1 protein-coding gene is annotated in these 26,937 nt (G+C 71.1%); it reads right to left on the bottom strand.

The window, feature by feature from the left end; translation table 11 throughout:
* Positions 1–33 precede the first annotated feature (33 nt).
* Positions 34–26,838, bottom strand: coding sequence for a non-ribosomal peptide synthase/polyketide synthase (locus PSS76_RS18745; protein WP_337456519.1), 26,805 nt, complete (start codon positions 26,836–26,838; stop codon positions 34–36).
* Positions 26,839–26,937 lie beyond the last annotated feature (99 nt).

Raw genomic sequence — 26,937 nt, 5'->3', positions numbered from 1 at the left:
ATCTATGTGAAGATTGTTGCGGCAGGACCGATTTCAGTGCGAAGCCAGATACTCTTCGAGGAGCGGTCCGATCGCGGACAGTGCCTCGGGCTCGATCATCTGGTTGTGCTCGCAGTCGATCGTGAACTCACGGATGCGTCCGGTGATCGCGGGCTGCCACACCTGCGGCGAATGCCGGGGGGTGGACTGCGCACTGCCGTCACCGCGTCCGGCGGTGAAGAACAGCAGGTCGCCGTCGAACACATCGGGTGCGTAGCGGTTCATGATCCGGGCCGAGGTGGTGAACCCCTCGTTGATGCGTTCGAGGTGCGCAGGGGTGAGACCCGTGTCCTGACCGAGGGATTCGTTGAGCAGATCGACCGCCTGCGCGTACGTCAGGTCCCGGACGTCGCCGTACGGGGCGAGATCGAGGCCCAATCCCTCGAGCAGTTCGACCACGGTCAGATGCCCTGGTTCCTCCTCCCCCTCGGTGAGGTAGCTGTCCATGATCGCCAGGGTGGCGACCTCCTCACCGGCGCCCCGCAGTTCGACGGCCATCGCGTGGGCGATCACACCGCCGAGCGACCAGCCGAGCAGGTGGTACGGCCCGTGCGGCTGCACCGTCCGGATCTCCTCGACGTACCGGTGCGCGAGCTGCTGCACCGACCCGAAGTCCGGACCGCCGCTCAGCAACGGCAATTGCAGACCGAACGCCGGACGGTCCTTCGCGAGGTACTGCACGAGGCCGGCGTAGCCCCAGGACAGGCCGATGCCGGGATGGATGCAGAACAGCGGTGGTCGTTCGCCGTTGGGGCGCAGCGGGATCACCACACCCAGGGCGTCGTCGACCGGGGAATCGCTGCGTCCCAGGTATCCCACCGGCAGGTCGATCCGCTTGGCCAGGCCCGACGGGGTCGGATCCAGGAACATCGTCTGCAGCGGCAGCTGCCGGCCGAGGCGGGCCTGCAGCTCCGACATGATGCGCGTGGCGATGATCGAGTTGCCGCCGAGATCGAAGAAGCTGTCGTCGATGCCGACGTGGTCGACTCCGAGGACGTCGGCGAACACCTCCGTCACCGCACGCTCGGTGGCGGTCGACGGTGGCCGGAACTCGGTGGTCAGCGACGTGAATTCCGGTGTCGGCAGGGCCCGGCGGTCGAGCTTGCCGACCGGCGTCAGCGGGATCTCGTCGAGTACCACCACCGCGGACGGCACCATGTGCGCGGGCAGTTGCGCCGCGACGTGCGCTCGCAGCTCACGGGCTTCGACGGAGTGCCCCTCCACCGGCCGGACGTACGACGCGAGCAGGGTGTCCCCGGACGGCCCCGTGTGGCCCAGCGTCGCCGCGAACGTGATCGCGGGATGCCGGGTGAGGACGGCGTCGATCTCGCCGAGCTCGATGCGGAAGCCGCGGACCTTCACCTGGAAGTCCGACCGGCCGATGTACTCGATCGTGTCGTCGTGGCGCCACCGGACCACGTCGCCCGTGCGGTACATCCGGGATCCGGGCGGGCCGAAGGGGTTCGCGACGAACCGTTCGGCGGTCAGTCCGGGCCGGTTGTGGTAGCCGCGGGCCAGGCCGGGGCCGGAGATGTACAGCTCGCCGGGCACTCCGACGGGGACCGGGCGCAGGCGGCCGTCGAGGACGGCCTCCTCGAATCCGATCGCCGGTCCACCGATGTTGACGGTCTCGCCGGGCTGCATCGGGGCGCTGACACTGGCCTGGATGGTGGTCTCGGTGGGACCGTACCCGTTGAACATTCGGCGGCCGGGCGCCCACTTGGCGACGAGTTCGGGTGGGCACGCCTCCCCCGCCACCGCGAGGATCCGCAGCGACTCGAGTCCCTCGTCCTCGATCGAGGCCAGGGCGGTGGGGGTGATGAAGCCGTGCGTCACACCTTCCCGTGAGAGCAGGTCGGTCAGTTCGGCGCCGCCGTAGACGGTGGGCGGCACGATCACCAGGCGTGCGCCGGCGCTGAACGCCATCATCATCTCGAACACGGAGGCGTCGAAGCTCGGCGAGGCCAGGTGCGATACCCGGGCGTCGGGGGTGACCGAGAACCTCTGGCGTTCCTCCTCGGTGAGGTTCGCGATGCCCAGGTGCGTGACGATGACGCCCTTGGGTCGGCCCGTCGATCCCGACGTGTAGATGAGGTACGCCGGATGTGTGAGGTGCAGCGGCGCCGTCCGGTCGGCGTCGGTCACCGGCGCGGGTGAGGCGTCCGCGAGCCGAGCCGCGATCGCATCGTCGTCGAGGACCAGCCACGGCACCGTGTCCGGAAGTCGTTCGCGCAGTGCCGACGTCGTGAGCCCGAGGCGCGCACCCGAATCGGTGAGCATGTGCGCGATGCGTTCGGCCGGGTAGTTCGGATCGACCGGAACGAATGCCGCACCCGATTTCGCGACCGCCCAGATGGACACGATCTCGTCGATCGAGCGGGGCATCCCGAGGGCGACGAACGTCTCCGGGCCGACGCCGCGTCCGGCGAGGACACGGGCGAGCCGGTTGGACCGTTCGTCGAGCTGCCGGTAGGTGAGGGTGCGGCCGAGGTAGGACAGGGCCACCGCGTCCGGGTCCACGGCCGCCGCCGACTCGAGCAGTTCCGGCCACACGTGGGGTGAGACGTCGTTGCCACCGTGCGCGGGTGCCAGGGCCGCGAGTTCACCGGAGTCGAGGATCTCGATGTCGCCCACGGCGCGTGCCGGGTCGGCGACGACCGCCTCGAGGACGCGGATGAACCGGTGGGCGATGCCGCGCACGGTGGATTCGTCGAACAGGTCGGTGGCGAAGTCCAGCGACGCCAGGACCCCGGCCGGATCGCCGGTGTCGGTGAACTCCTCGGCGAGCACCAACTCGAGGTCTTCCTTGGCGACCTGGGCGTCGATCCCGACTCCCTCGACGGTCAGGCCGGGCAGCTCGAGTCGCGGTCGCTCGTTGTTCTGGAACTCGATCGACACCTGGAACAGCGGCGAGTAGGACGTGGACCGGGGCGGATTGATCTCCTCCACCAGGCGCTCGAACGGCACCTCGGCGTGCCCGAACGCGGCCAGATCCGACTCGCGGACCTGTTGCAGCAGCGCGTCGAAGGAGGTGTCGTGGTCGATCCGGGTCCGCAGCACCAGCGTGTTGACGAACATGCCGACGAGCTCGTCGAGGGCCATCTCGCCGCGGCCGGCGATCGGGGTGCCGATCGCGATGTCGTCCGTGTCGGCCAGCCGCGCCAACACGGTGGCGAGTGCGGCATGCATCGCCATGAACATGCTCGCGCCGTGCCGGTGCGCGAGTTCGGTGATGCGGGTGTGCAGTTCGGCAGGTACCCGGAACTCGACCCGGCCACCGCGGAACGTCTGCTGCACGGGACGGGGGCGGTCGGTGGGCAACTGGATGACGTCGGGCAGGCCCGCGAGCTCCTCGGTCCAGAACCGCAGCTGCCGCGAGATCAGCGAGTCGGGATCGGTGTCGGTCCCCAGCATCTCGTGCTGCCAGAGGGTGTAGTCGGCGTACTGCACCGGCAGCGGCGCCCACTGGGGACTCGTCCCCGCGGCCCGAGCGGTGTACGCGGCCATCAGGTCCCGGCCGAGCGGCGCCATCGAGTAGCCGTCGGCGCAGATGTGGTGCACGACGATGACCAGGACGTGGTGCTCGTCGTCGATCTCGAGGAGTTCGGCGCGCACCGGCGGTGCGGCGGTGACGTCGAACCCGTGCGAGGCGAAGGCGGTGATCTGCCGGCGCAGCTCGGCGTCGTCGTCGACCGGGACGGGCGTCAGGTCGGTGAGCACGTCGCCGACCGGCCAGACCTCCTGCGTCGGCTCCTGGTCGACGATCGGGTAGGCGGTGCGCAGCGACTCGTGCCGTTCGAGGACGTCGCCGACCGCGTCGCGCAGTGCGTCGGTGTCGAGTGCCCCGGTGAGGTTCACCGCCATCGGGATGTTGTAGGCGGCGGACGCGGTGTCGAACTGGTTGATGAACCACATGCGCTGCTGCGCGAGCGACAGCGGGATACGGTCCGGCCGTTCGCGACGGCCGAGGTCCGGCCGGGTGTGCCCGGTGCCGGCGCCGCGTTCGCGCGCGACCCACTGTGCGAGCGCGTGGATCGTCGGCGCCTCGAACAGTGCCCGCACCGGGATGTCGGCGTCGAGCAGGCCGCTGAGCCGGGCGGTGACGCGGGTGGCGATGAGCGAGTTACCGCCGAGATCGAAGAAGCTGTCGTCGATGCCGATCCGGTCGATGCCGAGCACCTCGGTGAACACGTCGGACAGCGTGTATTCGAGGGGGTTGGTCGGGGCGCGGAACTCGCCGCTGGTGAACGCGAACTCGGGTTCGGGCAACGCGGCGCGATCGAGCTTGCCGACCGGGGTCAGCGGGATCTCGTCGAGCACGGTCACCGCGGCGGGCACCATGTGGGACGGCAACTGTTCCGACAGCCGGTCGAGCAGGGCGCCCGTCTCGACGGTGGCCCCGGTCGTGGCGACCACGTACGACGCGAGCACGGTGTCGCCGGCCGGTCCGGGCACGCCGAGGGTGACCGCGAACCCGACCGTGGGATCGGCGGCCAACGCGGCGTCGATCTCGCCGAGTTCGATGCGGAACCCGCGGACCTTCACCTGGAAGTCCGAGCGGCCGACGTATTCGATCGTCAGGTCGGGGCGCCAGCGCACGATGTCGCCGGTGCGGTACATCCGTTCGCCCGGCTTACCGAACGGGTTCGCCACGAAGCGTTCCGCGGACAGTCCCGGACGCCGGTGGTAGCCGCGGGCCAGTCCGAGGCCGGCGATGTACAGCTCGCCGGGCACCCCGACCGGCACCGGTTGCAGGCGCCCGTCGAGAACCACCTCGTGGACACCGCGGATGGGGCCACCGATGGTGATCTGTTCGCCGACGGTCATGGGCGCGCTGATGTTCGACATGATCGTCGTCTCGGTCGGCCCGTACGCGTTGTGCAGGTCCCGGCCCGGGGCCCAGCGCGCGACCAGTTCCGGCGGGCAGGCCTCGCCGCCGACCGCGACGTGGGTGAACTCGTCGAGCCCGGTCGGATCGACGGTCGCGAGGGCGGCGGTGGTCACGAACGCGTGGGTGACGTGACCGTCGGCGAGGACGCGGGCCAGGTCGGCTCCGCCGAACACCGTGGGTTCGGCGATCACCATCGTCGCGCCCACACCGAACGCCTGCAGGTACTCGAAGACCGCGCCGTCGAAGCTGGGGGTGGCGAAGTGCAGGGTCCGGGATGTGGCGGTGGCCCCGAAGCGGGCCTGCTGGTCGAGGGCGAAGTTGTCGAGGCCGCGGTGCGCGACGACGACGCCCTTGGGCCGGCCCGTCGACCCGGAGGTGTAGACGACGTACGCGGCGTGTTCGAGCCCGAGCGGCGCGGTGCGGTCCGCGTCGGTGACCGGGGCGTCGGAGTGGGCCGCGCAGGCCGCCGCGACGTCCGGGTCCTCGAGGGTGAGCCAGGTGACGGTGTCGGGCAGCCGGTGTCGATGCGCCGCGACGGTCAGACCGAGGCCTGCACCGGAATCGGCGAGCATGTGTTCGATCCGTTCGGGCGGATAGTTGGGGTCGATCGGGACGAAGGCGGCACCGGTCTTGGTGACCGCCCACACCGCGAGCACCGACTCCACGGACCGGGGTATCCCCAGCGCGACGTACGACTCCGGTCCCACACCCTGGTCGATGAGGACGCGGGCGATCCGCGACGACCGGGTGTCGAGTTCGCGGTAGGTGACCTCGCGACCGGAGAACGACAACGCGATCGCGTCGGGGTCCAGGGCCGCGGCGTCGGTGAAGATGTCGGGCAGGGTGCGGATCGATCCGCCGACCGGGCCCTCGACCGGCGCCAGATCGTGGCGCTCGGTGTCGGTGAGCAGGTCCAGGCGGGCGAGCGGACGGTCCGGGTCGGTCGCGATGTGTTCGAGGACGACGGTGACGCGTGTCGCGATCGACTCGACCACGGCGGGGTCGAAGACCTCGGGGAAGTACTCGAACTTGAGGTTCAGGCTGCCGTTCACCGACGCCACCAGCGACAGCGGGTAGTGCGCGGCGTCGCGGCCGTCGATACCGGTGACCTTGAGGCCGGCGATGTCGGTGTCCGCGGTCAGAGCGTTGCGGTCCACCGGGTACGACTCGAACACCGTGAGAGTGTCGAAGGTGGCGGCGGGGCCGGTGGCGCGCTGGATGTCGGCGAGCCCGAGGTAGTGGTGGTCGAGGAGCGCGGCCTGCTCGCGTTGGACGCGATCGAGCAGTTCACCGAGGGTTTCGCCGGCGTCGAGGGTGACCCGCACCGGCAGTGTGTTGATGAACAGACCGACCATCGACTCGATGCCGGGAATCTGCGGGGGCCGACCGGACACGGTGCCGCCGAACAGGACATCCGTGCGCGCCGTCAGCGCGCCGAGCACGATGCCCCACGCGGCCTGCACGACGGTGTTGAGGGTCAGCCCGCGCTCCCGGACGAGGGACCGCAGTGTGTCGGTGTGCTCCGCGGTCAGGGCCACCTCCAGTTCGGCGGTCCCGCCGCCGGCACTGGGGACGGCGGGGGCCAGCAGGGTCGGCTCCTCGAGCCCGGCGAGCGCCTTGCGCCACGCGTCGGTGGACTCGGCCGGGTCCTGCGTCGCCATCCACGCCAGGTAGTCGCGGTACGGGTGCACTCGCGGCAGCACGGACGCATCGGCGTCGGTCGCGTACAAAGTCAGCAGATCGCGGATCACCAGGGGTGTGGACCAGCCGTCGAGCAGGATGTGGTGGTTGGTGACGACCAGGCGGTAGTCGCCGGCACCGAACTTCACCAGCGTCATCCGGATCGCGGGCGCCGCCGTCAGATCGAATCGGGTCCCGCGATCGGCGGCGGTCAGTTCGTCGAAGCGGCGGGCGCGGGTGCCCGGATCGAGGCGCGAGAGGTCCACCTCGGTCCACGGCAGTTCCACGCGGTCGGGGATCACCTGCACCGCGCCGCTGTCCGACGCGGCACCCTCGACCCGGACGAACGCCGCCCGCAGATTCGGGTGCCGGTCGAGCAGCGCCTGCCCCGCCCGCCACAGCCGGTCGGTGTCGACCGTGCCGCCCAGCGACAGCGTCAGCTGCACCAGATACGCGTCCACGGAGTCGTCGGCGAGCATCGCGTGGAAGTGCAGGCCCGCCTGCAGCGGCGACAGCGACCACACGTCGTCCAGGCCCGGGTACCGGTGCTCGAGTGCCTCGATCGCGTCCTGGTCGAGCCGGACCAGGTCCAGATCGGACGGGGTGAGCCCGCCCGCTCCGGGATGCGCGGCGTGCCGTGCGAGCGCGGACAGCGCCCGCACCCACAGGTCGGCGAGTTCCCCGACGTCGACGGTCGCGAGGACCCCGCTGGGGAACGCCCACGTGGCGCGCAGCCGCGGCCCGTCGGGGGTGTCGCCGACGACGGCATTGACGTCGAGGGCGGACGCGACCGGCATCGTGGCGCTCGGGGCGTCGTCGAGTTCGGTGTCGGACACCGGAACCCACGGCACGTCGGTGCCGGTCGAGGTTCCCCCGAGCCGGCCGAGGTAGTTGAACCCGACCTGCGGCACCGGCAGTTCCGCCAGCACCGGCCCCGTGCGCGGATCGAGGTACCGGAGCATCCCGAACCCGATGCCGTGATCGGGGATCGCCAGCAACTGTTCCTTGACGGCCTTGAGGGCTGCCCCGGCGGCCGGCCCCGCGGCGAACGCGTCGTCGACGTCGATTCCGGTCAGATCCAGGCGGACCGGGAAGATCGTCGTGAACCATCCGACGGTTCGTCCCAGGTCGGCCCCGGGCACCACCTGATCCTCGCGGCCGTGGCCCTCGAGGTTGACCAGTGCGGCGTCGGTGTCGGCCCCGCGGGTGCGCCGCCACCGGGTCAGTGCCATCGCCAGCGCGGTGAGCAGGGCGTCGTTGACGTTGCCGCGGAACACCTCCGGCACCGTCGTGAGCAGTGCCTCGGTGACCGCGGACGGCAGTTCCACGGACACCTTGTCGACCGTCCCGTACACGTCGACTGCCGGGTCGAGCGGACGCGACCCGATCACCTGGTCCGGGGTGTCGAGGGTGCCCTGCCACAGCTCGAGCTCGCGGTCCCGGCCTGCGGTCGCATCGGCCAGACCGTGCGCCCAGCGCCGCATGGAGGTGCCGGTCGGTGCCAGGTCGGGCAGCTCCCCCGCGGCGATCCGCGTCCACGCGGCGGCCAGGTCCGGAACCAGGATGCGCCAGGAGACGCCGTCCACGGCGAGGTGGTGGATCACCAGGAGCAACCGACCCCCGGTCTCGCCGGCGTCGAACCACACCGCCTGCAGCACGGCTCCGGCAGCGGGATCCAAGCGGCCGGCGGCGTCGTCGAGCGCCGCACCCGCCACGGCGGTGAAGTCGGGTCCGGACAGTGCGTCGACGGGGATCCGGGTGATCAGGTCGTCGGCGTCGACCGCCCCGACCGGCCGGACCAGCATGTGCGGGTCCGGGCCGGTGTGTAGTTGCGCGCGCAGCATGTCGTGCCGGTCGACGACGGCCTGCAACGTGCGCGCGAGACGATCCCGGTCGGTGCGGCTCGGCAGCGCCAGGAGGGCGGTCTGCGTGTACCGACGCACGTCGTCGCTGCGCTCGAGGAGCCAGTGCATGATCGGGGTGAGCGGGAACTCACCGACCCCGCCGCCGGGGAGTTCGTCGAGGTGCACCGGGGTTTCCCCGGAATCGGCCGCGGCGACGGCCGCGAGGCCCGCGACACTGCGGTGTTCGAACACGTCACGCGGCGTGAAACGCAACCCCGCGTCCTTCGCCCGCGACACCAGCTGGATCGACATGATCGAATCGCCACCCAGCCCGAAGAACGAATCGTCCACACCGACCGAATCCAGACCCAGCACCTCCGCGAACAGGCCGGCGAGGGTGCGTTCGACGTCGGTCTCGGGAGCGCGGCCGCGGGCGGCTCCGGTGCCGAACTCCGGTTGCGGCAGCGCCTTGCGGTCCAGCTTGCCGTTCGCGGTGAGCGGAAGCTCGTCGAGCAGCATCAGGGTCGCGGGAACCATGTACGACGTCAGTTCCCGGCCCACGTGACCGAGCACGTCCTGCGGGTCGACGTCGAGTCCCTGTTCGGGCACCGCGTAGCCGACCAGCCGCGCTGGTCCGGTGCCGTCCCGGTGCACGGCCACCACGGCCTGTGCGATGCCGGGGTACCGCAACAGCGCGGCCTCGATCTCGCCGAGCTCGATCCGGAAGCCGCGGATCTTCACCTGGAAGTCGCTGCGGCCCAGGTATTCGAGCCGCCCGTCGCGGTTCCAGCGGGCGAGGTCGCCGGTGCGGTACATCCGGGATCCCGGCGCACCGACCGGGTCGGCGACGAACCGGCTCGACGTCAGGGCGCTCCGACCCAGGTAGCCGCGGGTCAACTGCTCTCCCGCGACGTACATCTCGCCGACGACGCCCGGCGGGACCGGGTGCAGGCGTTCGTCGAGGACGACCACCCGCAGGCCGGGGATCGCGCGGCCGATGACGCTGGCGTCGGCGGCCTCGGCGAACGCGCGGTCGAGTTCGAGATGGGTGACGTGCACGGTGGTCTCGGTGATGCCGTACATGTTCACCAGCCGCGGCGCGCTGTCCGGATGCCGCGCGTACCAGCGGCCGAGCTGGCCGAGGTCGAGGGCCTCGCCACCGAACACGACATACCGCAACGCCAGATCGGTTGCCGTCGTGCCCTGTTCGCTCGCGAGGCGGTCGGCCTCCGCGAGTTGGTAGAACGCGGTCGGCGTCTGGTTGAGCACCGTGACCTGCTCGGTGCGCAACAGGTCGAGGAACATCTCCGGCGAGCGTGCGGTGTAGAAGTCGACCACGACCAGCCGCCCGCCGTGCAGCAGCGGGCCCCACAGCTCCCAGACCGAGAAGTCGAAGGCGTAGGAATGGAACATCGTCCACACGTCGTGTTCGTCGAACCCGAAGGCGCCGGTGGTGTTCGCGAACAGGGTCAGCACGTTGCGGTGGGTGACCTGCACGCCCTTGGGGCGGCCGGTGGAACCGGAGGTGTAGATGACGTACGCCACGTCGTCGGGGCGCAGGGGCGTGAGCCGGTCGGCGTCGGTGACCGCCCGGTCCGGCGCCGCCGCGAGCGCCGCGGCGGTCTCGTCGGTGTCGAGACGGATCAGGGGAACGTCGGTCGACGGGATGGCGTCGGCGTCGGCGCCGGTGGTCAGCACACACACCGGCGCGGCGTCGGTGAGCATGTAGGAGAGCCGTTCGGCCGGATAGGTGACGTCCAGCGGCAGGTAGCCGGCACCGGACTTGATGACGGCGAGGAGCGCGACGACGAGGTCCGCCGACCGCGGCAGCGCCACCGCTACCAGCGTCTCCGGGCCCACCCCGAGCGAGACGAGATGCCGCGCGAGGCGGTTGGCGCGGGCGTCGAGTTCGGCGTACCCGAGCGTCGACGCCTCGTAGGTGAGCGCCGGACGGTCCGGGAAGCGGGCCGCGGCGAGCGCGAACCGGTCGGCCAGCGTCTCGTCTGCCGCGCGGACCCCCTCCGCGTTCCACCGGTGCAGCATCGTGTCGAGTTCGGTCGCGGTGGTGATCGTGATGTCGCCGATCGCCCGTTCGGGCTCCGCCACGAGAGCGTCGAGCAGTCGGGTGAACCGCTCCCCCAGCTCGCGCACCGTGCCCGGGTCGAACAGATCCGTCGCGTAGGTGAAGACCGCGGCGATACCGTCCGGGACGCCCGCGTCGTCGTGACGCTCGGCGAGGGTCAGTTGCAGGTCGAACTTCGCCACCGCCAGATCGGCGGCGACCGGGTCCGCGACGAGGCCGGGCAGCTCGAGCCGGGGCAGCTCGTTGTTCTGGAACTCGAGCATCACCTGGAACAGCGGCGAGTGCGCGGTGGAGCGTTCCGGGGCCAGCACGTCGACGAGGCGCTCGAACGGCAGATCCGCGTGCCCGAACGCCGCGAGGTCGAATTCGCGGGTGCGGGCGAGCAGGTCCGCGAAACCGCCCGCCGGGTCGACGTCGGACCGCAGCACCAGGGTGTTGACGAACATGCCGACCAGGTCGTCGAGTTCGGCCTCGCCGCGGCCGGCGATCGGGGTGCCGATCGCGATGTCGTCGGTGCCGCTGAGCTTGGCCAGCAACACCGCCAGGGCGGCGTGCGTGGCCATGAACATCGTCGCGCCGTGCCGCCGTGCCGACTCGGCCAGCGCCCGGTGCACCTCCGCGGGGATCTCGAACTCGACGCGGGCGCCGTCGAAGCTCTGCCGGGTGGGGCGGGGTCGGTCGGTGGGCAGCGTGATCGCCTCAGGGAGCCCGGCCAGCGCCTCCGTCCAGAACGCCAGCTGTCGACGCCCCGGCGAATCCGGGTCGTCCTCGGAGCCGAGCACCTGGTGCTGCCACAGCGCGAAGTCCGCGTACTGCACCGGCAGCGGCGCCCACTGTGGGACGTGGCCGCCCGTGCGGGCGACGTAGGCCGCCATGACGTCCCGCGCGAGGGGTGCCATCGAGAAGCCGTCGGCGCAGATGTGGTGGACCACGATCGTCAGGACGTGCTCCCGCGGGCCGAGCCGCAGCAGTTCGGCGCGCACCGGCACGGCGGTGGTGACGTCGAACCCACGGGAGATCAGCGCCGCGATCCGCTCCGGAACGCGGTCCGGTGGTACGTCGACGGCGTCGAGGCTCGGCGCGGCCTCGGCGGCCGGCACCACCAGCTGGACCGGTTCGCCGTCCCGCGACGGGAACAGGGTGCGCAGCGTCTCGTGGCGCTCCTGCACGTCCGCGACCGCCGCGGTGAGAGCGTCGACGTCGAGGTCGCCGGTGAGGCGGACCGCGAGCGGGATGTTGTAGGCGGCGGATTCGGTGTCGAACTGGTTGATGAACCACATCCGCTTCTGGGCCAGCGACAGCGGAAGCGGGTCGGGCCGGTCCTGGGGCCGCAACGGTGGACGGGCCGCCGCGTCGAGGTGCGCCCGCGAGACCCAGCGCGCGAGTTCGTGCGCGGTCGGCGCCTCGAACAGCGCCCGCACCCCGAGGTCGACGCCGAGAGCCGCGCCGAGTCGGGCGATCACCCGGGTGGCGATGAGCGAGTTGCCGCCGAGGTCGAAGAAGCTGTCGTCGACGCCGATGCGCTCGAGCCCGAGGACCGCGGTGAACGTGTCGACGATGGTCTGCTCGGTGGGATCGGTCGGGGCCCGGAACGTGGTGGCGGCGGGCAGGAACTCCGGTGCCGGGAGTGCGGCGCGATCCAGTTTGCCGATCGGGGTCAGGGGGATCTCGTCGAGGATCATGATGCTCGCGGGCACCATCTGCGCGGGCAGGTGCTCGGCGACGTACTCCCGCAGCGCACCCGGCTCGGGCTGCGCGCCGGCGACCGGCAGCACGTACGTGACCAGCGACGTCTCCCCGGTCGGTCCGGGCCGTCCCAGCGTGACCGCGAACCGGATGTCGGGGTGGTCGCCGAACGCGTTGTCGATGTCGCCGAGTTCGATCCGGAAGCCGCGGATCTTCACCTGGAAATCGGATCGTCCGACGTACTCGATCGTGCGGTCCGCGAGCACACGCACCACGTCGCCGGTGCGGTACATGCGTTCGCCGGGGACCCCGTGCGGGTTCGCAACGAACCGTTCCGCCGTGAGGCCCGGACGCCGATGGTAGCCGCGCGCCAGGTTCGGTCCGGCGATGTACAGCTCGCCGGGAACCCCCGCCGGCACCGGCCGCAGGTTGGTGTCGAGCACCAGCTCGGACACCCCGCGCAGCGGCGCGCCGATCGTGACGGTTTCGCCGGTGACCAACGGCGCGCTGACATTCGCCATGACGGTGGCCTCGGTGGGCCCGTAACCGTTGTAGAAGCGCCTCCCGTGCGCCCACCGCGCCACCAGTTCGGGTGGGACGGCCTCGCCGCCCACCATCACCTCGGTGAACTCGTCGAGACCGGCGGGGTCGACGGTCGCCGCCGCCGCGGTGGTGATGAAAGCGTGCGTGACGTGCTGGTCGCGGATCAGGTCCGCGAGTTCGCTGCCGCCGTACACGCTGGTGGGAGCGATGACCATGGTCGCGGCCGGACCGAACGCCAGCAGGTAGTCCAGCACCGCGGCATCGAAGCTCGGAGTCGAGAAGTGCAGGGTCCGCGACGAGGGCCGGGTCGCGAAGTGCGTGAGGTACTCCTCGGAGAGGTTGTCGAGGCCCTCGTGCGTGACGACCACACCCTTCGGGGTCCCGGTGGTGCCGGAGGTGTAGATCACGTACGCCGGGTGCGTCAGCCGCAGCGGCACCGGCCGCTCGTCGTCGCCGACGGGCGCGGCGGACTGCGCGGCGCGGCGGCTTTCGAACGCGGGATCGTCCAGGACGGTCCACGGCACGGTAGCGGGCAGCCGGTCGCGCGCCCCGGTCACCGTCAGGCGCGCCGTCGCGCCGGAGTCCTCGAGCATGAACGCGATCCGCTCCGCCGGATAGTTCGGGTCGACGGGCAGGAACGCGGCACCCGTCTTGGCGACCGCCCACACCGCGACGACCGAATCGATCGACCGGGGAATCCCCAACGCCACGAACGACTCCGGACCCACCCCGTCGTCGAGGAGGACGCGGGCCAATCGGTTGGATCGTTCGTCGAGTTCGCGGTAGGTGACCTCGGTGGTGCCCGCCACCAGTGCGATCGCGTCCGGATCGGCCGCGGCCGCATCGGTGAACAACTGCGGCAGGGTGCGCACGGACCGGCCGGGACGGCCACGCAGCGGCACCAATTCGGCCCATTCCGCATCGGACAGCAGCCGCAGGCGCGCCAGCGGGCACTGCGGATCCTCCGACACCTCGACGAGGACGCGCTGGACCCGCTCCGCCAGCGACCGGGCCTGCCCGCGGTCGAACAGGTCGGGCAGGAACTTGAGCTTCATCCGGAGCCGGTCGTCGGCGTTGGCGACGAGGGTGAGCGGATAGTGTGCGGCGTCGGAGCCTTCGTGCACGCGCACCAGGCGCAGCCCGGAGATGTCCGCGTCGGTGATCGCCGACCGGTCCACCGGATAGGACTCGAACACCGTGAGGGTGTCGAACGCCAGCGCCGGTCCGACGGCGTCCTGGATGTCGGTGAGGCTCACGTGGTGATGGTCGAGGAGTCCGGCCTGTTCGGACTGGATCCGGCGCAGCAACTCCCCCACCGATTCCCGCGCGTCGAGCCGCACCCGGACGGGCAGCGTGTTGATGAACAGCCCGATCATGGATTCGATGCCGGGGATGTGCGGCGGGCGACCCGACACGGTGCCGCCGAACACGACGTCGTCGCGGCCGGTGGAGGCGCCCAGCACGATCGCCCACGCGGCCTGCACCATCGTGTTCAACGTGACGCCCCACTGCCGGCCGATCGACTGCAGCCGGGCGGTGCGGGTGACGTCGAGCGAGATGTCGATCTCGGCGGGCACGGTGGCCTGTTCGCGGCCGCGGTCGAGCGGCGCCAGCAGTGTCGGTTCGTCGAGACCGGCGAGCGACCGGGTCCACGCCCGCACCCCGGCCTCCGGATCCTGTGCGGCGATCCATGCCAGGTAGTCCCGGTAGGCGTGCACCCGCGGCAGCACGGTGGTGTCGCCGTCCGTGGCGTACAGGGTGAGCAGCTCCTGCATCATCAGCGGTGTCGACCAGCCGTCGAGCAGGATGTGGTGGTTGGTCAGGATCAGCCGGTGCTCGTCCGGGCCGGTCCGCACCAGCAGGAACCGGATCAGCGGGGCCTCCGCCATATCGAAGCGTCGGGTCCGGTCGTCGGCGATCAGCCGCGCCAGTTCGGCCTCCCGCACCGGCTCGTCGTGCTCGGACAGGTCGATCTCGTTCCACGGCAACGGCACCCGCTCCTGCACCACCTGGACGGGGGTGCCGTCGGGCCCGTGCACGAACGCGGCCCGCAGGTTGGGATGGCGGTCGAGCATCGCCTGCCCGGCCCGCCGCAGCCGGGCGGGGTCGGCGCCGCGCACGTCGAGCATCATCTGCACCAGGTAGGCGTCGACCGAGCGGTCGGCCAGCTGGGCGTGGAACAGCAGACCCGACTGCAGGGGCGAGAGCGACCACACGTCGGCGAGGTTCGGGAAGCGCTGCTCGAGCGTCTCGATCTCCGGCTGCCCGAGGTCGACCAGATCCAGATCCGACGGGCTCAGTCCGCCCGCCCCCGGCCGGGACACGTGCCGGGCCAGCGCGACCAGGGCCTCGGTCCACAGCCCGGCCAGCTCGGTGACGTCCGCGGCGGTCAGAACGCCGGCCGGGAAGCCCCACGTGGCGCGGAGCCGGGATCCGTCGGCCCCGTCGGTGGTGACCGCGTTGATGTCGAGGACCGACGCGACCGGCAGGTCGGCGTCCTGCAGGACGCTCAGGTCGGCATCGTCGGTCGGTACCCAGCCGGCGGCCCGCTGGTCCTCAGGGACCGCCGCGGTGAGCCGGCCCAGGTAGTTGAAGCTCACCTGCGCCGACGCCAGGCCGCGCAGCGCGCGTCCGCCCTCGTCGTCGAGGTACCGCAACATCCCGTATCCGATGCCGTGGTCGGGCACCGCCAGCAACTGTTCCTTGACGGCCTTGACCGCCGCGCCGGCGCCGCGCCCGCCCGTGAAGGCGTCGTCGATGTCGATTCCGGTCAGGTCCAACCGGATCGGAAACAGGGTGGTGAACCACCCGACGGTCCGCGCGAGGTCCGCGCCGGGCAGCACGTGGTCCTCGCGCCCGTGACCCTCGAGCGTCACCAGCGCGGTGTCGGCGTCGACGCCGTGGTCCCGGCGCCAGCGGACCAGGGCCATCGCCAGCGCGGTGAGCAGGCCGTCGTTGACGCTGCCGCGGAACGCGTCCGGCACCGTCGTCAGCAACGCGTCGGTCACGTCGGGTGAGACCTCGACGGTGACGGTCCGGGCGGTGGAGGCCACGTCCACCGCCGGATCGAGCGGGCGCGCTCCCAGCAGCGGGTCGTCCCCGGACAGCATCGCGCGCCACAGCTCGAGCTCGTCGCGGCGGTCCGCGGCGGCGTCGACGAGACCGTGCGCCCACCGCCGCATCGACGTGCCGACCGGTGCCGGGTCGGGCCGTTCACCGGCAACGATCTGCGCCCACGCGGTCGCCAGATCCGGCACCAGGATGCGCCACGAGACACCGTCGACCACGAGGTGGTGCACGACGATCAGCAGCCGCCCACCGCCCGACGCGGATTCGAGCCACACCACCTGCATCATCTCGCCCGCGGACGGGTCGAGACGATCCTCGGCCGCGTCGAGCTCGGCGCGGACGGTGTCGGCGAAGGCGTCTGTGCCGGGCGCCGCGTCGACCCGGATGCGCCGGATCAGCCACTCGGCGTACACCGAACCTGCCGGCGGCACGATCATGCGGTGCTCGCCGGGACGGATCCGGGCCCGGAGCATGTCGTGCCGATCCAGGACCGCCTGCACTGCACCGGTGAGCGAGGCGTCGTCGAGCCCCTCCGGCGCGGTCAGCAGCGCCGCCTGCGAGAACCGGTCGTGGTGTCCGCCGCGGTCGAGCAGCCAATGGGCGACGGGCAGCAGTGGCACGTCCCCGACGCCGCCGCCGTCGAGTTCGGCCAGGGTGGCGGTGTCCGCCCCGCTCTGCGCCACCCGGGCGAGCGCCTCGACCGTCTTGTGTTCGAACACGTCCCGGGGTGTGAAGTGCAGTCCCGCAGCCTTCGCCCGCGACACCAGTTGGATCGACATGATCGAATCGCCGCCCAGCCCGAAGAACGAGTCGTCGACGCCCACCGAGTCCAGCCCCAGGACCTCGGCGAAGAGGTCGGCCAGCTGTCGTTCGCGTTCGGACCGCGGAGCGCGTCCCGCCGTGCGGGCGCCGAAGTCGGGCGCGGGCAGTGCCCGCCGGTCCAGCTTGCCCGCCGGACCGAGCGGGAGCGCGTCGAGCACCATCACCGCGGACGGAACCATGTACGACGCGAGGAACGTGCCGACGAACTCGGTGACGTCGGCGGGGTCGACCGCGGCGCCGGCTTCGGGCACCACGTACCCGACGAGTCGACTCGCCGGCCCGGATCCGTCGACCGTGACGACGGCACGCGCCACCCCCGGGAACCGGCGCAGGGCGGACTCGATCTCGCCGAGCTCGATGCGGAAGCCGCGGACCTTGACCTGGAAGTCGGTGCGGCCCAGGTACTCCAGCTGTCCGGAGCCGTTCCAACGGACCAGGTCGCCGGTGCGGTACATGCGACTGCCCGGGTCCCCGAACGGGTTCGCGACGAAGCGTTCCCCGGTGGTACCGGGACGGGCGTGATAGCCACGCGCCAGGCCGCTGCCGAGAACGTACAGCTCCCCCGGCACCCCGGCAGGCACCGGATGCAGCCGCGCATCGAGCACCACGAGCGACGTGCCCAGCGGGGGACGTCCGATCGTGACCGGGACGCCCACCGCGAGCGGTTCGCTGATGCTCGCGACGACGGTGGCCTCGGTCGGCCCGTACGCGTTGAACATCCGACGGCCCGGCGCCCACTGAGCCACCAGTTCGGGCGGGCACGCCTCGCCTCCGGTGGCGACGCACTCGAGCGCCGTCAGACCGGCGGGGTCCACCGAGGCGAGCGCGGCCGGCGTGACGAACGCGTGCGTGACGCGGTTCTCGCGCAACAGGTCCCGCAGCTCGTCGCCGCCGAGGACCGTGGGCGGCGCGACGACCATCGTGGCGCCCGAGCCCACCGCGAGTAGCAACTCGAGGATCGAAGCGTCGAAGCTGGGCGACGAGAAGTGCAGGGTCCGCGAGCGCGGTGTGATGCCGAACCGGGTCCGCTCCTCGGCCGCGAAGTTCGCGAGGCCGCGGTGCGAGACCACGACACCCTTGGGAATGCCGGTGGAACCGGACGTGTAGATCAGGTACGCGGGGTCGTCGAGCCGGACCGGTCGCACCCGGTCGGTGTCGGTGACCGGCCCACCGGGCTGGCGCTGCATCCGATCCCGGACGGCACTGTCGTCGAGCACGAGCCACTCCGTGACGGGCGGCAACGCGTCGCGGTGCCCGTGCACGGTGAGCCCGACGACGGCCCCGGAGTCGGTGAGCATGTGTTCGATGCGGTCCGCCGGATAGTTGGGGTCCACCGGGACGAACGCCGCACCGGTCTTGGCGACCGCCCACGTCGCGGTCACCGACTCGAGGGACCTGGCCAGTGCCAGTGCGACCACCGACTCGGGCCCGAGGCCGCGGGCGATCAGCAACCGCGCCAGCCGGTCCGAGTCCGCGTCGAGCTGCCGGTAGCTGAGTTCGCGTCCCTCGAACACCACCGCGGTGGCGTCGGGATCGACGACCCCGGCCGTCGCCAACAGCTCGGGCAGAGTCCGTGCGGGCACCCCCGCGCCGCCGCTCACCGGGGCGATCGCGGCCCGCTCGTCCGCCGTCAGCAGGTCGACGTCACCCACCCGGACGGCGGGATCGGCGGTGACGGCGCGCAGGACGGCACCGAACCGTTCGGCGAGGCGGGTCACGGTCGCCGGATCGAACAGGTCGGTCGCGTAGGTGAATCCGGCTGCCACCCCGGCCGGTTCACCGGACTCGGTGAACTCCTCGGTGAGAGTGAGTTGCAGATCGAAGTTGGTGGAATCGGTGCCGGTGTCGACGACGGTGACCGTCAGGCCCGGCAGCTCCAGTCGTGGCTGCTCGTTGTTGCGGAACTCGAGCATCACCTGGAACAACGGCGAGTGCGCGGTGGAACGCTCCGGTGCCAGCGCATCCACGAGGCGCTCGAACGGCACGTCGGCGTTGTGGAACGCATCGAGGTCGCCGTCGCGGACCGCGGCGAGCAACTCCGAGTAGGTGGCGGCGGGATCGAAGTGGCTCCGCAGCACCAGTGTGTTGACGAACATGCCGACCATGTCGTCGAGGGCGGCCGCACCGCGGCCCGCGATCGGTGTGCCGATCGCGACGTCGTCGGTGTCGCCCAATCGGGCCAGCAGGGCTGCCAGCGCCGCGTGTACCGCCATGAACACGGTCGCGTTGTGGGTACGGGCGACGGCGGTGAGCCGACGGTGCACGTCGGGTCCGAGCCGGAACCCGTGGACCGCGCCGCGGAGCGTACGTTCCGACGGCCGCGGCCGGTCGGTGGGCAGATCGAGGACCTCCGGCAGTCCGTCGAGGGTGCGCGCCCAGTACTCGAGTTGCCTGGACAGCACGCTGTCCGGATCGTCGGTGCCGCCCAGCACCTTCTGCTGCCACAGTGCGTAGTCCGCGTACTGGACCGCGAGCGGTGTCCAGTGCGGGGCCCGGTCCTCGGTGCGGGCGATGTAGGCGCTCATCACGTCCCGCGCGAGCGGTGCCAGCGAGAACCCGTCGGCGCAGATGTGGTGCACGACGATCACCAGTACGTGGGTCTGCGGGCCCACGCGCAGAAGCAGCGACCGCACCGGCGGGGCGACCGTGACGTCGAACCCGCGTCCGGCGAACTCGGCGACCCGTTCCGCGACGTCCTGTTCGGCCACCGACTCCGGCTCCAGGTCCGGTGCGACGGCCGCGGTCGGAACGATCACCTGGACCGGTTCGCCGTCGATCATGGGGAACCGGGTGCGCAGCGACTCGTGCCGGTCGAGGACATCGGCGACGGCCGCGCGGAGCGCTCCGCGATCGAGGTCGCCGTCGAGGCGGACGGGCAGCACCACGTTGTACGCGGCGGAGCTGGTGTCGAACTGGTTGATGAACCACATCCGCTTCTGCGCCAGCGACACCGGGACGGCCGCGGGCCGTTCGGCGGGCGCGAGCGGTGCCCGCTCGGACCCGCGCATCCCACCGGACTCGATGCGCAGCGCGAGAGCGGCCACGGTGGGGGCGTCGAACACGTCCCGCACCCCGATGTGCGCGTCGAGCGCGTCGTTGACGCGCGCCACCAGCCGCGTCGCGGTCAGCGAGTTGCCGCCGAGGTCGAAGAAGCTGTCGTACACACCGATCCGCGTGGTGCCGACGAGTTCGCCGAAGATCAGTGCGAGGATTTCCTCGACCGGGCCACGAGGTGCCACGAACTCGGCCTCGACGGAACCGAATTCGGGAGCCGGCAACGCCCGGCGGTCCAGCTTGCCGGTCGAGCCGAGCGGGAACTCGTCGAGCACCAGGATCTGCGACGGCACCATGTACGCGGGCAACGACTCGGCGAGGGACTCCCGCAGTGCCGCCGGCTCGAGTTCGACGCCCGGATCGGCGATGACGTACCCGACGAGCGCCTCCCCCACGAGCTCGTCGCGGCGCACCACGACGACCGCCTGTGCCACACCCGGTCGGGAGAGCAGTGTGGCCTCCACTTCGCCGAGTTCGATCCGCAGCCCGCGCAGCTTCACCTGGAAGTCGGTGCGCCCCAGGTAGTCGAGGGAGTAGTCGAGGTGTCCGGCCTTGCGCCAGCGGACCAGGTCGCCGGTGCGGTACAACCGGGTGCCCGGAGCGCCGAACGGGTTCGCGACGAAGCGTTCCGCGGTCAGGTCCGGACGTCCCACGTAGCCGCGGGCCAGCTGGACACCGGCCAGGAACAGCTCGCCCGGCACCCCGACCGGCGCCGGATGCAGGCGGGCGTCGAGCACGTACACCTGGGTGTTCCAGACGGGCGTGCCGATCGGGACGGAAACGGTGTCGGCGGCGGTGTACTGCCGGTAGGTGACGTCGACGGCGGCCTCGGTGGGGCCGTACAGGTTGTGGAGTTCGGCGCCCGCCGGACCGACGAACTCGGCGAACGCCTCCGCGGTGCTGGGTGGGAGCGCTTCACCACTGCAGAACACGGTGCGAAGTGACCGGCACTGCACCGGGTCGGCGCCGACGACGAACGCGGCGAGCATCGACGGCACGAAGTGGGCGACGGTGACACCCCGGTCGTGGATCAGCTGCGACAGATAAGCCGGGTCGCGGTGCCCCTCGGGCAGCGCGATGGCCAGGCTCGCGCCGTTCTGCAGCGGCCAGAAGAACTCCCACACCGAGACGTCGAAGGTGGCGGGGGTCTTCTGCACGACGACATCGGTGCCGGTGAGGTGGTACCGGTCCTGCATCCAGGCCAGCCGGTTCACGATCGCGCGGTGGCTGACGGCGACGCCTTTGGGCCGGCCCGTCGAGCCCGACGTGTAGATCACGTACGCGACGTGGTCCGGGCGGAGGGCGCCTACCCGCTCCTCGGGACGGATCGGGCCGTCGCCGCGGCCGGCGAGGTCGAGACTGTCGATCTCGAGCACGTCGATGTCGGTCTGCAGACCGGCACGGTCGCGGCGGGTGGTCAACACGCACGCCGGGGCGGCGCTCGCGAGGACGTACTCGGTACGGGCGGCGGGGTGGTCCGGGTCGAGGGGGACGTACGCGCCGCCCGCCTCGGTCACCGCGTACATCCCGATCAGCAGGTCGAACGACCGCCGCATCGACAGTGCCACCCGGCTCTCCGGACCCACGCCGCGTGCGATCAGCTCACGCGCGAGGCGTCGGGCGCGGGAGGCGAACTCCGCGTAGGTGAGCTGTTCGTCGCCGAACGTGAGGGCGACCGCGTGCGGGGTGCGTCGGGCCTGGGCGTCGAACAGATCGGTCAGCGTCGCGTCCGGCACCGAGTGCGCGGTGGCGTTCCACTCGTCGAGGACGAGTTCGCGCTCGCCGTCGACGAGGACGTCGATGTCGCCGACCCGGACCGCCGGATCGACGCTGACCGCCTCGAGGATCCGCAGGTAGCGTTCCGCGAGGGCGGCGACCGTGTCGGGATCGAACAGGTCTGTCGCGTAGGACAGCGTGGCCTCGATCGGGCCCGGGCGGCCCTCCTCGTCCGATTGTTCGGTCAGGATCACCTGGAGATCGAATTTAGCTGTGCCGGTGTCGATCTCGTCTACCTCGACGGCGAGCCCGGGCAGTTCGAGCCGATTACGCTCGGATCCCTGCAACACCAGCATCACCTGGAACAGCGGCGAGTACGCCTCCGAGCGGGGCGGGTCGAGCACCTCGACCAGACGCTCGAACGGCACGTCGGTGTTGCCGAGGGCCGCCAGGTCGGTGGTGCGGGTGTGCGCCAGCAGATCGCTGAACGTCCCGCCGTGGTCCACCCGGCTGCGCAGCACGAGGGTGTTGACGAACATGCCGACCAGGTCGTCGAGTTCGGCCTCCCCGCGACCGGACACCGGTGAGCCGATCGTGACGTCGGTCGCGCCGCTGGCGCGGGCCAGCAGCACGGCCAGGGCCGCGTGCAGGACCATGAACAGGCTCGCCTCGTACTCGCCGGCCACCTCCAGGAGACGGCGGTGCAGGTGCGGGGCGATGGTGCAGCTCACCGTGCCGCCGCGCATCGACTGCTGCGGCGGCCGGGGGCGGTCGGTGGGCAGTTCCAGCAGATCGGGTGCCCCGGTCAATTCGTCGCGCCAGAAGGCGATCTGACGGGCAGCGAGGCTGCGCGGGTCGTCCTCCGCGCCGAGCAGTTCCCGCTGCCACACCGCGTAGTCGGCGTACTGCACCGCGAGCGGCGGCCACGCCGGTTCGGTGCCGGCCGCGCGGGCCCCGTAGGCGACCATGACGTCGCGCGCGAGCGGCGCCATCGACAGTCCGTCCGCCGCCACGTGATGCGCAACCAGGGCGAGCACGTGCTCGGTGGGGCCGAGCCGCCACAGATGTGCCCGTACGGGCAGCTGCACGGAGACGTCGAAGGGTGCGGTCGCGACGCCCTGGAGGCGCTGTGGCAGCTGCGTCTCGGTGACGTCCTCGGGCTCGAGGTCGAGCGCCGCGTCGGCGACCGAACGCACCTGTTGCACCGGGCCGTCGGAGGTGTTCGGAAACACCGTGCGCAGCGTCTGGTGGCGTTCGACTACGTCGGCGAGCGCGCCGCGGAGTGCGGCAACGTCCAACGGGCCGCTCAGCCGGACCGCGATCGGGATGTTGTACGCGGCCGATCCCGGGGCGAGCTGATTGACGAACCACATCCGCTGCTGCGCGAGAGAGACCGGCACCGGTCCGGTGTGGTCGCGCGGCACCAGTGGCGGGCGTGCGCCGTGGCCCGGTCCGGCGGCCTCGACGCGTGCGGCGAGCGCCCCCACGGTCGGTGCCTCGAACAGGTCGAGGACCGAGAGTTCGGTCCCGAGGGTCGCATTGATGCGGGCCACGATCCGGGTCGCGGTCAGCGAGTTGCCGCCGAGATCGAAGAAGCTGTCGGTGGTGCCGATGCGCTCCACGCCGAGCAGTTCGGAGAACACCCCGGCGATCTTCTTCTCGTCCAGGGTGGCCGGCGCGTGGAACTCGCCGGTGCCCACGTCGAACCGGGGCTCGGGCAGGGCCCGGCGATCGAGTTTCCCGGCCGGGGTCAGCGGGAGCGAATCGAGCACGACGACGCTCGCGGGCACCATGTGCGGCGGCAGCACGTCCGCGGCGTGCGCGGTGACCTCGGACGCCAGATGCTCCCCGACGCCGGTCTCCCGGTTGCTCTCCGCCTGCACGTACGCCACCAGCAGCGTGTCCCCCGACGGTCCGACGAACCCGGTGGCGAGCGCGAACCCGACGTCGGGGTGCGACCGGAGGGCGGCCTCGACCTCACCGAGTTCGATCCGGTAGCCGCGGATCTTGATCTGGAAGTCGGTGCGACCCACGTACTCGAGCGAGTGCCGCCGACCGAACCGGCGCCAGCGCACCAGGTCCCCGGTGCGGTACATCCGGGTGCCGTCGAACGGGTTCGCCACGAAGCGTTCGGCAGTGGTCCCCGCCCGCGCGTGGTAACCGCGGGCCAGCCCCTCCCCGTACACGTACAACTCGCCGGCGACACCCGGCGGCACCGGCCGCAGCCGAGCGTCGAGCACCAGTACCCCGGTGCCGATGGGCGGGCAGCCGATCGTGACGTCCTGCCCCACCACCAACGGGTCGGACACACTCGACACGACGGTCGCCTCCGTGGGGCCGTACGCGTTGAACATCCGGTGCCGCGGCGCCCACTGTTCCACGAGATAGGGAGGGCAGGCCTCGCCGCCGGTCACCACGCACTCGAGCTCGGGCAACGCGTCCGCGTCGACCGATCCCAGCGCGGCCGGGGTGACGAACGCATGGGTGACCCGTTCGTCGCGCAGCAGCGCGGTCAACTCGGCGCCGCCGTAGACGGTCGGTGGTGCGATCACCATGGTCGCGCCCGCGCCGAACGCGAGCATCAGTTCGAGCACCGACGCGTCGAAGCTCGGCGACGAGAAGTGCAGCGTGCGCGAATCGGGCCGCACCCCGTAGCGCCGACGTTCGTCCTCGGCGAAGTTCGCCAACCCGCGATGAGTGACGGTGACGCCCTTGGGGGTTCCGGTCGACCCGGAGGTGTAGATCAGGTAGGCCGGGTTGTCGATGCGAACCGGGGCCGAACGGTCGGCGTCGGTGATCGAGTCGGGCGACCACTGGTGCACCTGTGCGCCGAATCCCGGATCGTCGACGACCAGGGCCGGCACGATGTCCGCAACCGCGGCCGCATGCGCGGCGACGGTCAGTGCCAGCGTCGCACCGGAATCGGTGAGCATGTGCTCGATGCGATCGGCCGGATAGTTCGGATCCACCGGTACGAACGCGGCACCGGTCTTGGCGACCGCCCACACCGACGCCACCGACTCGATGGAGCGGGGCATCGACAGCGCCACCACCGATTCCGGGCCGACACCCCGGGAGACGAGCAGCCGGGCCAGCCGATTCGAGTCCTCGTCGAGGGCGCGGTAACTCAGCTGTCGGCCCTCGTACGTCAGCGCCGTCCGCGTGGGGTCGGTGTGCGCGGCCGCGGCGAGGATCTCGGCGAGCGTGCGCGGCTCCACGCCGTCGCCGCCCCACACCCCGGACAGCTGTCGGCGCTCCTCCTCGGAGAGCAGATCGATGTCGGCGACGACCGTCGACGGATCCTCGAGCACCGCGTCGAGCACGCGCAGGAACCGCGCCGACAACGTCTCGATGGTCTCCGGATCGAACATGTCGGTCGCGAACGCGAACGACGCGTGGACACCGTCCGGGACCGCGTCCCCGGCAGCGTTGCCGGCGAAGCGTTCCTCCACCGTCAGCCGCAGATCGAGGGCGGAGATGTCCGGTCCGGTGTCGACGCCGCGCACCACCAGGCCGTCCTCGTCGAGATGCGGGGTGCGGCCGTCGAGGAACTCGAGCATCACCTGGAACAGCGGCGAGTGCGCGTTCTCCCGCGTCCGGTCCAGCGACTCGACCAGCTGCGCGAACGGTGTCTCGGCGTGCCGGAATGCAGCGGTGTCGGCGCGGCACACGTCGGTGAGCAGGTCGTCGAACGTCAGGCCCGGCGACAACCGGGTCCGCAACGTGAGGGTGTTGACGAACTCTCCTGCCGGGCTGCGGCCCGTCACCGGCGTGCCGATCGCGACGTCGTCGACGTCGGCCAGGCGTGCCAGCAGCACCACCAGCGCCGCATGGACGGCGGCGAACACCGTGCAGCCCCGGGCCTCGGACTGCGCGACGACGGCCCGGTGCACCGCCGCGGGGATCTCGAAGTCCACCCGGTCGCTGGCGAGGGCGCGCCGTGCCGGGCGGGGCCGGTCCGACGGCAGCGACAGGATGTCGGGCAGGCCGGCCAGCTCCCGCGACCAGAACTCGAGTTGCGCCGCGGTGCGCAACAATTGGGCGCCCACCACCGAACTCTCGGCGTGGATGTCGGCGACCCGCGTGTCGGCGGAGGCCTGCACGAACTCCTCCACCAGTTCGAGGAACCGGCGGTGGTGGGTGTGCAACGCTTCCTGCGAGTAGCGTCCGGGATTCGCCCGGAACTCCACGAATGTTCTTGTCGGACTGCCGCTCTGGAAGAAGTTGACGAGCAGGTCCTCGACCGGGCCGGAGGTGACGATGTGGTATTCGCCCTCGATGTCGCCGAGGGTCATCTTCTGGTGGAAGAGCATGACGTTGACCATCGGTCCGGCCAACCCGCGGGCGGTCCCGGTGAGACCGGCATCGCGGCGGATGTCCTCGATGCTGCACCGCTGATGCCGCAGGGCGCCCATCAGTTCCAGCTGGATCCGGCCCACGAGGTCGGCGACGGTGTCGTTGGGCAGGACCGTCGCACGCAGCGGTGCCACGTTGACGAGCATGCCGCCGGACCGCTGCAGCGGCGCCGTGGTGCGGGCCGAGACGGGCATGTTGACCAGCACGTCGGTGCGCCCGGTCATGCGGGCGAGGTAGCACGCGAAGGCCGCGATCAGCACGGCGGCCGGCGTGGCCTCGAGTGTCCGATCGGTGGAGTCGAGTGCGGTGATGACGGCCTCGGGCAGCGGTGCGCTCTCGAGCCGGCTCACCGCGGAGACCGGTGCGTCCGTCTCGGCCAGCGTGGACCCGGCCTCGATTCCGGCGATGTGGTCGGCCCAGTACTCACGATCGGCCTGGAAGCGACCGGACGCGCGATACTTCTGGTCGATCGCGAGGAGCTCGCGCAGATCGAGCGCCCGGTTCGGTTCCGGATCCCGGTGCTCGAGCGCGGCGGTGTAGAGCGCGGCGATCCGGTTCGCTACCGTCATGCCGCTGTACCCGTCGAGGGCGACGTGATGAATCCTCGTGTACCACAGATACTCTCGATCACCGACCTGCAGGATGGTCATGTCGATGAGGCGATCGCGGGTGAGATCGATCGGGACCGAGTAGTCGTGTTCCATCCAGGCGTGCGCGGCGGCCGTCGGATCCGGGTGATCGCGTAGATCGACCTGTTCGATGGATGTGTCGGTGTCGGGGTCGATGAACTGGTAAGGCTCACCGTCGACGTCGATCAGGTGCAGGAACGGCGACTGGAACTCCTCCGCAGCGGTGACCGCGCAGCGGCTCAGCAGGTCGACGTCCAAGTCGCCCTGGAGCGTGACGTACTGCGCGATGAAGATGGGGACCGCCGGCGTGAGTTGCTGGGCGAACCACATACTTCGCTGCACCGCGGAGAGCGGAAACGCTTCCGCGGGAAGAGCTGGTGTGCGGGAACCGTGACCGACCGGTTCCCGAGATCCTGACATCGTCATTTACACGCCCCCTGCGAGCAGAATGCCCTGGTTGCATCGGGACCACACCATATCAAGATCCACAACACGCACGGACGGTTTCCGGACCCGTGAAGGTTG

The sequence above is a fragment of the Prescottella sp. D32 genome (genome assembly GCF_037287305.1).
Taxonomy (GTDB): domain Bacteria; phylum Actinomycetota; class Actinomycetes; order Mycobacteriales; family Mycobacteriaceae; genus Prescottella; species Prescottella equi.
The sequence above is the reverse complement of the archived record's forward strand: the minus strand, read 5'-3'. Positions and strand labels throughout refer to the sequence as shown.